This window comes from Roseovarius bejariae (genome assembly GCF_009669325.1).
In the GTDB taxonomy this organism is placed as follows: Bacteria; Pseudomonadota; Alphaproteobacteria; order Rhodobacterales; family Rhodobacteraceae; genus Roseovarius; species Roseovarius bejariae.
Genome location: NZ_SZWE01000001.1, coordinates 2,643,075 through 2,656,158, shown reverse-complemented (window position 1 = coordinate 2,656,158; position 13,084 = coordinate 2,643,075). Strand labels below are relative to the sequence as shown.

Sequence of the window (13,084 nt, the reverse complement as noted above, 5' to 3'; positions counted from 1 at the left end):
GAACGCCCGACAAACTGTACGAAACTCACGTACGTTTCGTACAAAACTCACCGCACGCCCTGTTAATTCCGGGGGGTGCGGGAAAAAATACCGATGCGATACCGACGTAACACCGACGCGATGCCGACAAGGGGTTTTCTTGTTAACTCAAGGTCTTAGCCCCGATTCGCGGCTCGGGTTAATCGCCGACGAAAACCTCGACCTCATGCAGCGTATTGTTTGCAAACCCCGACAGGTTCCACTCCGCCTCCAAGGGCTGCACGTTTCCGTTGGTGTCTGTCGCCCGACAGGCCAGCCTGTAATGCCCCGGTTCGGCCTCCCACTCGAACGACCACCCCGACCAGGCATAGCGCCCCAAGGGCGCCTCGACCTCGGCCTCGTGCCATGTATCGCCTATCCGCACCTCGACCCGCTCAACCGGCACACCGGCCCCCGACCACGCCCGGCCTTGCAAGGTCACCTTGCCCGGCGACAGCCAGCGTTTGCGGGTAATCCAGTCCGGCACGCCCGGCGGCACCATCAGGGATTTGACCTTGATCTCGGTGACAGGCTCCCCCGGTTCATCCGCGGCTTGGCGAAAGCGATAGGTCTCAACCTGCTGGAATCCTTGATATCTTTCGGTCATGGCGGTGATGCGGCTTAGCCACTTCACACTCGCCATCCCGTACCACCCCGGCACGATCAGGCGCAGCGGCGCGCCATGTTGCGGCAGCAAAGGCTGACCATTCATCTCATAGACCAGCAGTACCTCAAGATCGGCCAATTGCTCGGGCGTCAGGCTCCGGCCAAAGGCATGACCAACCCCCTTGTCATAGCCGAAATCCGCCCCCTCGAAGGCAAAATCCACAACCCCGGCCTGCGGTTTGGCCCTTTCGATCAAGGGGGCAAGCGGTGTGCCCGTCCATTCGGCTGTGCCGACCGCCTCATAGGACCAAGGCATTGAAAACGGGCGTGGTTTCATGCCCGTCCGCCCATTGCCCGCGCATTCCATGGTCACCGGCATGGTCACCTTCGGCGCCGCCTTGACCTCCTCCAAGCTCATTTCGAAAGGGGCCTCGAAGGCCCCGTCAAACACCACCCGATGCGCCCCTTCCTCCAACAGGGGCACATCGAAATGGGTCAGCAGGTAATGCGCCCCGACCGGCGTCACATCCAGCGAAAGCATCTCAAGAAAGGCCCCCGAGTTACGGTTCGCCAAGCCCACCTCGGCCTCGGAAAAGACCCCCGGTGTCGTCTCCTCACGCCCCGGCGCGCCGGTAAAGGGGTTGTCGGTCATCCGATCACCTCGTCGCTTCGGTCGTCAGTTTCGCCATACCGCCGCAACACGGCAGGCTTCGTACCCTCATAAACATGCTCCAGGTTCTTGGAAATCTTCTCATTTTCCCGTTCGAACAGGCAATTGCCTTCCATGTCCGAGGCCACGATGAACGGCCCCATCTTGTTGCAACGGATCACCCACATCGCCTGCGCAAGGCCCAGTTCCTCGTTCCAATGCACGGCTTCCACGTTCTCGACCCCGCGCCCCAACAGCGCGCCGGTGCCATAGCCCACGGTCGACAGGTACACCGCGCCATTGGGCACGAAGTATTCCTTGTAATCCTTGGAACTCATCCCACCCTTGCCGATGATCAGTTTCGCGCCGGTCTTGGCGATCCATTCGGGCAACCACTTGGCAAAGCGGAACGAGGCCGTCGCCGTCACCGCGCCCATGTCGAAACTGCCGTCCTCGCGGATCACGGCGGCGGGCGAGCAATGGAAATTCGCCGCGCTTTCCGATGGCAACTCCATGGGAATATTGGCTTTTTCCTCCAATGCACGCATGTAAACGCCTTCCCGCGCGGTATACATCAGCCCATCCAGGTAGACGATATCGCCCAAGCGCAGGGCGGCGATATCCTCATCCGTCGGTGTCGTGCTCAGTCGGACCTCACGTGGTTTCATAACTGGTCCTCCTTTTCGGTTTCCGTGTGAACAATGCCAGCCCCTGACAGCCGGTCAATCTCTGCATCCTCAAGGCCCAGCATGGCCAGAACATCGCGCGTATCGCGCCCGAAACGGGGCGCAGGCGCAAGACTGTCAGGCCCCCAGGGCGCGCGAAAACTCAATCCCGGTACGCGAAAAGCGCGGCCCAGTTCCGGCACATCCAAATCGTGCCATGACAACAGCGCCGAAAGCGGCTCATCCGACAACAATTCATCAAGCCCCAGAACCGGCCCCGCCGGCACCTCTGCTCTTGCAAGGGCCGCATCCCAATGCGCCGTGTCTTTCGTGGCGAACACCGTATCCAGTGCCGCGCGCACAGCCTCCGGCTCTGCCTCCTCGGCCAGATCCTCGCGCCCGATCGCGGCGCACAAACGCACCGATTGCGCGGGCGTGTTCGCGGTCACCACGATCTGCCCATCCGAGGTATCGAACCGCCCGGAAAAGGGCGAATCCGAAAAGGCCCGGTTCCCCTCAAGCCCACGCATCGCACCCGTCGCCTGCCAGTTGATCGCATAAGGGCCCATCAGGTTCACCACGGCATCCAACATCGACACATGCAAACGCTGTGCCTGCCCCGGGTCTTTGCCTCGCTGGATGACTGCCCCCAAAATGGCGGCGACAAGTGCCTGACCGGCGATGTAATCGACAATGGGAAAGCCCACTCGCATCGGCCCGCTTTCGGGTGTGCCGGTCATCGCCATCAGCCCGCTAAGGCCTTGTAAAATATGGTCATACGCCGGACGGTCCGACATTGGCCCATCAGGGCCGAAGCCCGAGATGCTGGCATAAATCACATCAGGGCGAACCGCACGTATCGCATCATACCCCAACCCCAGACGGTCAATCACGCCGGGGCGGAAATTCTCAACGAAGACATCCGCCTGCGTCGCCATGCGCAGAACAAGATTGCGGCCCTCATCGCTTTTCAGGTCGATCACCGTGGAACGCTTGCCCGCGTTCTGGCTCAGGAACGAGGCCCCCAGCCCCGCGTCCTGCATCGCGGCATCGCCCCCGTGGCGGCGCACGAAATCCACCGATCCGGGCCGTTCCACACGGATCACCTCGGCCCCCATCAGGGCCAGTTGCCCGGTGGCATATGGCCCGGCCAGAACATGCGTCAGGTCAAGGATACGCAAGCCGTCCAGAGGGGCGCCGGTGCTCATGACCTGCTCACTCCGCCGCCTGCGATGCTGCCGGGTCCCACTCCACCGTTTCACGCCGCTGGTAGGGGGTGAACCAATCGGGGTCGGTGCGGTATTCGACGCGGCCATCGGGATATATCCGCGCCACAGCGCGCCGCGAACTCAGGCAGAAGGCATGCACGCTCATCTGCATCCCGCCCGTGTGACAATAGCCCACCTCGATATTGCAATCGATGACCATGTTCTTGCCGACAAAGCCCATAGCCCCCATGCCGATGGAATTGCCCAGTTCCTTGAGTTCATCCTCAAGCTCGGCAATCTTGGGGTCGGAATTGCGGCTGCCCACCGTGCGCAGGACCGAGGCCCGCTTGCCCAGAACCATGCAGGTATCTTTCGACCCGCCAAGGCCGATGCCGATGATCGCGGGCTGACACGCAAGGCCGCGCTTGCCGAAGGCCACCAGCGTATCAAGGTAAAACCGCTTGATCCCCTCGATCCCGTCCGAAGGGAACAGCATCCGGTAATCCGTCCCGAACAGCCCGCCCTTGTGCACCGTGATCAAGTCGATCCAGTCGCCCTCGGGTTCGAACCCGTACTCGATCTCGGGCGCGCCGATACCGACGTTGTTGTTGTGATCCGTCCGCCATAGCGGATGCACCCGGTTGGGCCGCAGCGGCACGCCATTTGTTGCACTGGCCGTGGCCCGCCGCAGCGCGGTTTCAAGCGCGCACATGCCGCCCTCGACCTGCGCCTCGTTGCCCATCTTGACGAACCATCTTGGCACACCGGTGTCGCCACACATGGCGCGGCGGTCCTCCTTGGCGGCCTCGTAGTTTTCAAGCATGGCCTGCAAGACGAATGACGACAGGTCGCCATCCTCGCTTTTTGCCGCTGCTTGAAGCCCGTCCAGGTAATCCTGCGGAATTTCGATGGCCGCCTTGTCCATCAGGGTTTCGGCGGTGCTTTGGATCGTGTCGATTGCAATCATTGCGCTGCCACCAATGTATCTGGTTCCCCCTCAGGCAGGATCGTCTCGCCCGGGCGAACAATGGAAAAATCAACCGCTTCGCGGCCGACCTCAAGCGCGCCGTCAACTTGCCGCGCCACGGTGAAATACGAGGTTTCCAAATCCCCCTCTTCGGGGAAATCCTCGCGGTAATGCGCCCCGCGCGAGTTTTCCCGCGCCAGTGCCGCCCCCGCGATTACCTCGGAAATATCGCACAAAGAGGCCATGTTCAGCCAATCGTGCCATGTCAGGTTGAAGGCCCGGTCCTCGCCCGAGACACCGACCTCCATCAGGTCGTCGCGGATCGACGCGACCTGTTTCTGCCCCCGCACGATCTTGTCGGCGATGCGCATGACACCCACGTCGTCCCACATGACCTCCTGCAAACGGTCGCGCAGCGGCTGGATCAGGTCCGGTGTCTTGCTGAAAGGCTGCATCGCGCGGGCCACCTCGGCCTCCAGAACCTCGGGGTCCGGCTCTCGCAACGCTCCCATGGTGCGTATATCGGCACCCATGGTATCGCCCGCAATCCCGCCATAAACGGTGGAATTGGCCACCCCGTTGCCGCCCAAACGGTTCGAGCCATGCGCGCCGCCCGCATCCTCACCGGCCACGTACAGGCCCTCCATCGCGGTACGTGTCTCCACATCCACCACGACACCGCCCATGAAGTAATGCGCCGTCGGCACCACCTCCACCTTGCCCCCGGCAAGGTCGAATCCGCAATCAGCGCAGCGTTTCACCATACCCTTGAACTTCTCGGCCACGTACTCCGGCCCAAGATGGCTCATCGAGATATAGACGCCACCGTTCTCGGTCGTGTTGCTCTTGCGCATTTCCTCGTAGATACCACGGCTCACCACGTCGCGGGTGGCGCGTTCGCCTTTCTGGTCATAATCGAACATGAACCGATGATCGGCTCCGTTGAGCAACTGCCCCCCGGCCCCGCGCAACCCCTCCTCCAGAACGGTGCCCGTCATCCGCGTGTGATCGCCCGCCAATAGACCCGTGGGATGGAACTGCACCATCTCCATATCACGCAGGGGCAACCCCGCGCGCAGGGCCATGGCAAGGCCGTCCATCGTCTTGTCGCCCGAAGGCGTGTGATACTTGTACATGGTCGGGCCGCCGCCCGTGCCCATCAGCACCGTCTTGGCCCGCACCAACCGGAAGCGCCCGGTACGCATGTCGATCATCAAGACCCCGGCAAGCGCGCTGCCGTCCCGCGTGGGAATCAACCCGATCGCCCGATGCTCCTGCAATTTCTCGACGGGGCGCGAAAGAACCTGTTCCATCAAGCGGCTGATGATCTCGATCCCCGTCAGGTCGCCCTTGTGCACCGTGCGGTCAGCGGTCTGCCCGGCAAAGGCCTTCTGATGCAACGTGCCGTCACCGTTGCGGTCAAAGAAACAGCCCACCTCGTTTTCCAACTCGTGGATACGCGTCACCGCCTCCTTGCACAGATGCCACGCCATGTCCTGATTGGGAAGCCACTTGCCGCCCTTGATCGTGTCCATGAAATGCCGCTCAACCGTGTCACCGCCGCCAAGCGCCACGTTATAGCCGCCCTGCACCATCCGGGTGCAGCCGCATTTCCCGATCAAGCCCTTCACCGCGATGGTGATCTTCGTCCCCTCGGGCGCCGATTGCTGGGCATGCAGCGCGGCAAACAGCCCCGCCCCCCCGGTGCCGAGGATCAGGATATCGGTATCGTGTGTGTCGATCTGTGTGGTCATATCATATCGCATTCAGGAAAAACGTGCCGGAAACCAGCACCGCCACCCCGACCGCACCCGCGGCAAGGGACTTCTGGGTATCGCTCCATGGCAGCCACTCCAGCGCCAGAAGGCGCAGACCGCCGAACAGATGCACCGCCAGCAGGAACACAAGGCCAAACTCGGCCAGCTTCACCATGGGTTGCTCGGTCAGTTGCAGGAAACTGTCCAACTGGTCCGGTGCCGTCACCGCCTTGGCCAGAACCCAGAAATGCGCCGGCAGGAATAGCGCCAAAGCCAAACCGGACACCCGATGCAGCACGAAAGCCAGCCATAGGGGGTGCGCGCGCGCCGGGGCCTTCATGCGAAGGTCACGGCCCAGACAGACCGCCCTCCCAGCACCAAAAGGCCCAATGCCACGGCCCATGTGAACGCCTGCAAAGCCCCTCCCCTGAGGCCCAGCCATTCATGCACGATCACCCGCAGGCCAATCGCCGCGTGAATGGACACCGCCAGCACGAACAACCCGTAAAAGGCAAACCACGCCAGTGACCCCTGCGTGCGGCCCAATATCTCGCCCACGCTCAGGCCACCCTGAATGGCATAGATCATCACCGCGATATGCCCCAACACCAAGGGGCCCATGATCAGCGCACTCAGGCGCTGCGCCATGTATAACCGTAAATCAAGCATCCTTGCGCCTCCGGAATACCCGCTTGGTCGTCTCGCGCTTCAGCCCAGCAATCGCCGCCAAAGGATTCAACTCGTTCGGGCAATACTGTGTGCAACTGCCCATGGAATGGCAGTTGTGGCAGCCTCCCTGCCCGGAAACTGCATCCAGAACCGCCTCCGGGTCCGCCTCGCGCTCATCATTGTATAGGGTCCATGCCCGTTGCAGGGCCGCCGGGCCAAGGTAATCCGGGTTGCCCGCCACCGTGTCACAAGCCGCATAACAGACCGCGCAATTGATGCATTCGATGCCGGCATTGGCCTGCTGGCGCGCGGCGCTGTCCACGTCCACCGGGCGCATCGGATCATGCCGGGTTGCACTGGGATGATGGACCGCCTCCGCCTTGACCCATTTGTCGAAAAACGGGTCCATGTCGGCGGCCAGATCCTTGATCACCGGCAGGTTTCGCAACGGCTCCACCGTCAAGACGCCATCTTCGGCCACCTTGCCCACATGGGTTCGGCAGGTCCAACGCGGCACGCCATTCACCATCATCGCGCAACTGCCGCACATCCCCACCCGGCAGGCATAGCGATAGGTCAGCGTCGGATCGGCATATTGCTGAATCCAGCTCACCACATCCAGAACCGTCTGACTTTCCTGCCGCGGCACCTCGAAGGTCTCGAACTGCCCTACTGGCCCGGCGCCACGCCAGACTTTTACCGTCATACTGCCGTTATCCGCAGACACGTCACCCCTCCCGAGATTTGGATCAACATCCTCTCGGAAGTTATAATCTTGAAATTAGCTAACGAAAAACAATAACTTCTTAAAGTTATCGTAAGCTAAATCTTCAATCACGGACAGCGCCGCACTAGGTACGTGCCATCCCCACGCGCATAGGCACAGCGGTTACGGTGCCTGTTTTGCGCCACCAGCACCCCCGCCGCCGCACCGGCCAGTCCAGTAATGATTTTCCAATCGCTATCAGCGCCAAGTGCATCAGCTGTCACCACGCCAAGCGCAGCCCCGGTCAACCCGCCTACAACCATGCTCTCCTCGCGGGTCATATCCTCGCATGCTGTAAGACCGAAAACCGCTGCCACGGCCAGCCCCAAGAATGTCTGTCTCATCCTTCTGTCCTCTTCGTTGACGCCTGAACAGACACAAGCCTACCCGTGACCACGAGGGACGGTGTTGATGGCCGTCAACGCACCGACACGACAGTACAATCGGCGTGGTCCAGCACCTTCTGAGCCACCGAACCCAGAACCGCTCGCTTCAGCCGCCCAAGCCCGCGATGACCAACTACGATCATCTCCGCCCCGACATCCTTGGCAACATGCAAGATCCCCTCCGCTGGATCATCCACAACGGACCGGGTGGAAACACTTTTCACCCCCAGTTCCTTGGCGCGCTCCGCCGCGCGCTCCATCAACTCGTCACCGATCATCGTCACCAAGCGCATCGATTCGTCCCCGGGCCGGGTATCACGAAACAGTCCGATCATCGTGTCCGGAACATCCGGAAAATCCACCGGCGCACGCGCTTTTGCGCCTTCGACCAGGTGCTCCACCTCGGCCATACGCGCCAATTCTTCGGGTGGACGCCCGAAGTGCATGGCATGTGCCACTGTCAACGGCACTTCGAATTTCGCCGCGATCTCGCTGGCCAATTCCACCGCCCGCATCGCCGTGTCCGACCCATCGGTTGCCACAAGAATATGCGTTTTCATGGAGATCCCCCTTTGATCATGATGACCAAAGGCTAGAGTTACAGGCCGCTACCGGCCTTGATCACCGTCAATGTCTCACTCGCTCAGGCCCGGCTCATCCAGCAAATGCCGACCGGCCCGATCCTCCACCTCGATCACCCACAGATCGGGATCGAACGACCGCTGCTTTGCCACGGCTTCATCCACCGCACGCTCCTCCCCCTCGGACAGCACGACCCACTGTCGCGCCCCGCTCATCAGGTCAAAGGACCGCTGGAAGGCCGTCGCCCGCCCGTCCAAGGTGTTCAGCTTGACCAGAACCGCCCCCGCCGTATCATCGCCATGCGCCACGACGAAGGCCGGGATGTCCTGCAACCGTAGCCTCGCCAAATAGGCCTGCACCCAGAATTCCGCCGTCAGGCGTGTCACGCGTTGCCGTCCTTGAATTCAAGCCCCATCTCGGAATAACGCTCGGATTCCTCAAGCCACCCGGGCCGCACCTTGACCTGCAAAAACAGGTGCACCTTGCGGCCAAGGAATTCCTCAAGCTCCTCGCGCGCGGCCTTGCTGACGGCCTTGATGGTCTCGCCCTTCTTGCCAAGAATGATCCCCTTGTGCCCGTCGCGCGCCACGTAAATCATCTGGTCGATCCGGGCCGAGCCATCCTTGCGCTCCTCCCAGTTCTCGGTTTCCACCGTCAACTGATAGGGCAACTCCTGATGCAAACGCAGGGTCAGTTTCTCGCGCGTGATCTCGGCGGCGATCATCCGCATCGGCAAATCGGCGATCTGATCCTCGGGGTACAGCCACGGCCCCTCCGGCACCTCGCCCGCCAGCCATCTGCGCAAATCCTCCACCCCGTGCCCCTTCTCGGCAGAGACCATAAAGGTCTTCGCGAAAGGATACCGGGCATTCATTTCTTCGGTCAGACCCAACAAAACCTCCGATTTCACCCGGTCGATCTTGTTGATGGCAAGCGCCACGGTGCGCCCGGTCGCCACCTCGTCCAACCCCTCAAGGATACGCTCGACCCCTTCGGTGATCCCGCGGTGCGCCTCGATCATCAAAACGATCACATCTGCATCCGCCGCGCCGCCCCAAGCCGCGGCCACCATGGCCCGGTCCAGCCGGCGGCGCGGCCGGAACAGGCCCGGCGTATCGACGAATACCAACTGGCTCTCGCCTTCGATCGCCACCCCGCGAATGCGCGCCCGCGTGGTCTGCACCTTGTGTGTCACGATCGAAACCTTCGCCCCAACCATCCGGTTAAGAAGCGTCGACTTTCCCGCATTGGGCTCCCCGATCAGGGCGATAAATCCGGCACGTTGGCTCATGTCACGTCAATTCCTTATGAACGGCGCAGCCCTAGCCTATTTCCTCAGGCCACGCCACAACCCGCTTCATCTTTCGATAAATACTCTGGGGTGTTTGGGCCGTCTAGCAATCGCTCCGGGGGAGCGATTGAGGCCCAAACGGGGCAAAGCCCCTCATCCAAATCAAACCTGCGCCCGAAGGGCACATTTTGAATGCTCCCTACCCCTCGACGCGCGCCAGCAAAGCCTTGGCCGCCGCCTGCTCGGCCTGCCGCTTGGACCCCGCCGTGGCACTCTCGGCCTCGCCGCTCGACAACCGCGCCTTGATGGTGAACTGCGGCGCATGATCGGGGCCGCTGCGGGCGGTCTCCAGATACTCCGGCGGCTGCAAGCCGCGCGCCTGCGCCCATTCCTGAAGCGCCGATTTCGCGTCGCGCGCATCTTCCTTGACGCTTGTGATCCGCCCCCCCCACAGCCGCAAAACAAGCGCCTTGGCCGCGTCGAATCCCGCATCGCGGTAAACGGCAGCAATCACCGCCTCCATGGCATCGCCCAGAAGCGCCATCTTGCGCCGCCCACCAGACAACATCTCGGAGCGTCCCAGCTTGAGCACCGCCCCGATATCGATCTCGCGCGCCACCTCGGCACAGGTTTCCTTGCGCACCAAGGCGTTGAAACGCGGCGCCAACTGACCCTCGCTGGCGCCTCGGTCATGCTCCAGAAGGGCTTCGGCCATGACCAGCCCCAACACCCGGTCACCGAGGAATTCAAGCCGCTGGTTGTCGTCGCGCGTCGGCGAGGACATCGAGGAATGCGTCACCGCCCGAACCAGCAAGGCCGGATCGCTAAACTCGTGTCCCAACCGGGTCTGGAACGCCTTCAACTCCCCCGACAGCTTCATCGCGGGCCTCAGTCAAGCTTCTCGAAAAAGCGGTCGCCGCGCCATGTCCAGAAAAACAGCATCGACCGTCCCGCAGATGAGAAGATTACCCGCCCGGCGCGCCCGATCAGGTTTTCATAAGGAACAAACCCAACCCCACCCACGGCCTGCGGAAACCGCGAGTCGGTGGAATTGTCACGGTTGTCCCCCATGAAAAAGTAATGTCCTTCCGGCACGGTATAAACGCCCGTATCATCAGACCTCTGGCGCCCGATATTCAAAATCTGATGCGCCTGACCATTGGGGAATGTCTCGATCTGGCGCGATTTTTCGCAGGTCGCCCCTTCGCCCACCACGCCGTTTTCACAGCGCGGGCGAAGCCGCATCGGGCCCTGTGCCGCGAACTCCTCTTCGAAGGTGCCTGCATCCTCCAGCTTGACCGCCTCGCCATTGATATGAAGCACTCCGTCCTTCATCTGTATCCGGTCCCCCGGCAAGCCGATCAGGCGCTTGATGAAATCGGTGCCATTCACCGGATGACGGAAGACGATGATATCGCCACGCTCGGGCTCGCCACCCAGAATGCGGGTGTTGTCACCGTCCAGGAATCCGCAAATATCCTTGGCGTCGATATCCAGTCCCACCGCAGGGATACGGATCGACGGACAGGAGGCATAGGAATAGCCATAGGCCATCTTGTTGACGAACAGGAAATCGCCAATCAACAGCGTATCTTTCATCGACCCCGAGGGAATCCAGAACGGCTGAAAGAAAATCGTGCGAAAAATGCCGGCAATCACCAATGCCCAGAAAACGGTTTTCACCGTTTCCCAAATGCCGCTGCCTGTCTTGCCGTCGCTCGCCATCCCGCCCTCCGGTATAAGGTGTTGTCCGCTTCATGAGGTGCCCGCAACAGGGAGTCAAGGCAAGCCCCGCGCCCGCCATGTTAACCATGCATGACAGGCGCGCGAAAACCGACGCAATACCGATAGGATACCGACGCTTTGCAGCATGGAGTTATGCCGCGTTAACAGAGACTTAGGATTGATTCGCGAAAACCGGCCGCGCTTCGATCACCACGAAGGCCTGCGCCCACGGGTGATCGTCTGTCAGGGTCACATGAATCACCGCCTCATACCCTTCGGGCGTCATCTCGGTCAGCCGGTCGGCGGCCCAGCCCGTGACCGCCATGGTGGGCTGCCCGGTGTCGATATTGCTGACGGCCATATCCTTCCACGCGATCCCCATCCGAAGCCCCGTGCCCAGCGCCTTGGAACAGGCCTCCTTCGCGGCCCAGCGCTTGGCATAGGTGCCCGCCACATCGGCCCGGCGCTCGGCCTTTCGCTGTTCAACCTCTGTGAAGACGCGATTGCGAAAACGGTCGCCAAAACGGTCCAGAGTATTCTGGATGCGCTCGATATTGGCCAGGTCGGTCCCGATACCAAGGATCATTCGGTGTCATCCTTGTCCTTCATGAGGCTGAGTTGGTTGCCCGCGCCAAGCCCCGCGAAAAATCGGTTACAAAGCAGATACCCCCCCGCATAAAGCCCCAGCAAGATCATGAATTGCTTGGAAAAAACCCGTGCTATGGCCAGTTTTTCGAACTCGGGGAAATACCCCTGCCCGGCAAAAGACAACCCGATATTCAAGGCCACGGCCACCCCCGTCGCCCCCCAAACAAAGCCCCAGATTTCACGACTTTCCGGTTTGCGCCCATTGTGGCGAACGAACTGCTGCCCTTCGATCAATGCAGCGATCATCGCCGGCACCATCAGTTGCGCCGAAGACCCCACCACACCGGCAACCCGGCCCTGCAAGGCCTGCACCGCAAGGCTTGCCCCGATGGCCACGGCCAGGAACACCAAGGCATACCGCCACAGGGTCATGCCCGCGCCTCATCCATCAGGCGGCGCATCTCGGCAATCGCAGGCCCGAGGCCTCGGAAGATCGACTCTCCCATCAGGAAATGCCCGATGTTGAGTTCCATCACCTCGGGCATGGCGGCAATCGGCGTAACCGTTTCATAGGTCAGCCCGTGACCGGCATGCACCTCAAGGCCAAGGGAACTTGCCAGCGCCGCACCCGCGCGCAGCCCCTCCAACTCCTTGTCGCGCTTGTCGAAATCGCCTTCGTAGTGAAAATCGCAATAGGCCCCGGTATGCAGTTCCACCACCGCCGCCCCGATCCGGGCCGCGGCCTCGATCTGCCGTGCCTCGTGTCCGATGAACAGCGACACCCGGCACCCGGCCTCGCGCAGGGGCGCGATGAAATCGGCCAGCCTGTTGTCATCGCCCGCCACGTCCAAACCGCCCTCGGTCGTGCGTTCCTCGCGCTTTTCGGGCACGAGGCAAACTGCATGGGGTTTGTGGCGCAGGGCGATTGCTTGCATCTCGGACGTGGCGGCCATCTCGAAATTGAGAGGTACACCTAGCGCGGCCATCAAGCCATCAATGTCGGAATCCACGATATGACGGCGATCTTCGCGCAGGTGCGCCGTGATCCCGTCAGACCCGGCCTCCTCGGCCAGTGTCGCGGCGCGCACAGGGTCGGGATAGGGACTTCCCCGCGCATTGCGCAGGGTCGCCACGTGGTCGATATTCACACCAAGCCGCAACTTGCCTTCACTTGCCATCTCGCGTCCCTCTTTGTTCCGAGTCGCGG

17 protein-coding genes are annotated in these 13,084 nt (G+C 61.7%); all 17 read right to left on the bottom strand.

Features of this window, described 5'->3' with window-relative positions:
* Window positions 1-178: 178 nt before the first annotated feature.
* The 17 genes from FDP25_RS12890 to FDP25_RS12810 all read right to left on the bottom strand — a co-directional run bounded on the left by FDP25_RS12890 (window position 179) and on the right by FDP25_RS12810 (window position 13,055).
* The gene (locus FDP25_RS12890) at window positions 179-1,276 is read right to left on the bottom strand and encodes a molybdopterin-dependent oxidoreductase (RefSeq protein ID WP_154152366.1); all 1,098 of its coding nucleotides are present in this window, start codon (window positions 1,274-1,276) and stop codon (window positions 179-181) included.
* Entirely contained in the window at window positions 1,273-1,941 is a 669-nt protein-coding gene (locus FDP25_RS12885; protein ID WP_154152363.1) for a fumarate hydratase C-terminal domain-containing protein, read from the bottom strand. The genes FDP25_RS12890 and FDP25_RS12885 overlap by 4 nt, the downstream gene beginning before the upstream one ends.
* Complete coding sequence (locus tag FDP25_RS12880; protein WP_172982799.1) at window positions 1,938-3,146, bottom strand: CaiB/BaiF CoA transferase family protein; 1,209 nt, start codon at window positions 3,144-3,146, stop codon at window positions 1,938-1,940. The genes FDP25_RS12885 and FDP25_RS12880 overlap by 4 nt, the downstream gene beginning before the upstream one ends.
* Before the next feature lie 7 nt (window positions 3,147-3,153).
* Entirely contained in the window at window positions 3,154-4,113 is a 960-nt protein-coding gene (locus FDP25_RS12875) for a fumarate hydratase (protein ID WP_154152357.1), read from the bottom strand.
* Window positions 4,110-5,867 (bottom strand): L-aspartate oxidase, encoded by a 1,758-nt coding sequence (locus FDP25_RS12870; RefSeq protein WP_425500514.1) that lies wholly within the window; start codon window positions 5,865-5,867, stop codon window positions 4,110-4,112. Before FDP25_RS12870 ends, FDP25_RS12875 begins: the two co-directional genes overlap by 4 nt.
* Before the next feature lies 1 nt (window position 5,868).
* On the bottom strand, window positions 5,869-6,210 hold the full coding sequence (gene sdhC / locus FDP25_RS12865; RefSeq protein WP_154152351.1) for a succinate dehydrogenase, cytochrome b556 subunit: 342 nt from the start codon (window positions 6,208-6,210) through the stop codon (window positions 5,869-5,871).
* Window positions 6,207-6,539, bottom strand: coding sequence for a succinate dehydrogenase (locus FDP25_RS12860; RefSeq protein ID WP_154152348.1), 333 nt, complete (start codon window positions 6,537-6,539; stop codon window positions 6,207-6,209). The genes sdhC and FDP25_RS12860 overlap by 4 nt, the downstream gene beginning before the upstream one ends.
* The gene (locus tag FDP25_RS12855) at window positions 6,532-7,245 is read right to left on the bottom strand and encodes a succinate dehydrogenase/fumarate reductase iron-sulfur subunit (protein WP_154152345.1); all 714 of its coding nucleotides are present in this window, start codon (window positions 7,243-7,245) and stop codon (window positions 6,532-6,534) included. The genes FDP25_RS12860 and FDP25_RS12855 overlap by 8 nt, the downstream gene beginning before the upstream one ends.
* Window positions 7,246-7,373: 128 nt before the next feature.
* A complete protein-coding gene (locus FDP25_RS12850) occupies window positions 7,374-7,649 on the bottom strand; it encodes a glucose-6-phosphate isomerase (RefSeq protein ID WP_154152343.1) in 276 nt (91 codons plus the stop codon).
* Window positions 7,650-7,723: 74 nt separating this feature from the next.
* Window positions 7,724-8,251, bottom strand: a complete 528-nt coding sequence (locus tag FDP25_RS12845) for a universal stress protein (RefSeq protein ID WP_154152341.1) — start codon at window positions 8,249-8,251, stop codon at window positions 7,724-7,726.
* Window positions 8,252-8,326: 75 nt separating this feature from the next.
* Window positions 8,327-8,659, bottom strand: coding sequence for a DUF1491 family protein (locus FDP25_RS12840; protein ID WP_343032045.1), 333 nt, complete (start codon window positions 8,657-8,659; stop codon window positions 8,327-8,329).
* The gene (gene era / locus FDP25_RS12835; protein WP_154152338.1) at window positions 8,656-9,564 is read right to left on the bottom strand and encodes a GTPase Era; all 909 of its coding nucleotides are present in this window, start codon (window positions 9,562-9,564) and stop codon (window positions 8,656-8,658) included. Before era ends, FDP25_RS12840 begins: the two co-directional genes overlap by 4 nt.
* Before the next feature lie 199 nt (window positions 9,565-9,763).
* A complete protein-coding gene (gene rnc, locus FDP25_RS12830; protein WP_154152335.1) occupies window positions 9,764-10,444 on the bottom strand; it encodes a ribonuclease III in 681 nt (226 codons plus the stop codon).
* Between the two features lie 8 nt (window positions 10,445-10,452).
* The gene (lepB, locus tag FDP25_RS12825; protein ID WP_154152332.1) at window positions 10,453-11,289 is read right to left on the bottom strand and encodes a signal peptidase I; all 837 of its coding nucleotides are present in this window, start codon (window positions 11,287-11,289) and stop codon (window positions 10,453-10,455) included.
* Window positions 11,290-11,461: 172 nt separating this feature from the next.
* Entirely contained in the window at window positions 11,462-11,875 is a 414-nt protein-coding gene (gene acpS, locus FDP25_RS12820) for a holo-ACP synthase (protein WP_154152329.1), read from the bottom strand.
* The gene (locus tag FDP25_RS12815; RefSeq protein ID WP_154152326.1) at window positions 11,872-12,309 is read right to left on the bottom strand and encodes an ABZJ_00895 family protein; all 438 of its coding nucleotides are present in this window, start codon (window positions 12,307-12,309) and stop codon (window positions 11,872-11,874) included. The genes acpS and FDP25_RS12815 overlap by 4 nt, the downstream gene beginning before the upstream one ends.
* Window positions 12,306-13,055: a pyridoxine 5'-phosphate synthase gene (locus tag FDP25_RS12810; RefSeq protein ID WP_154152323.1), complete on the bottom strand. Its 750-nt coding sequence runs from the start codon at window positions 13,053-13,055 to the stop codon at window positions 12,306-12,308. The genes FDP25_RS12815 and FDP25_RS12810 overlap by 4 nt, the downstream gene beginning before the upstream one ends.
* Window positions 13,056-13,084: the final 29 nt, after the last annotated feature.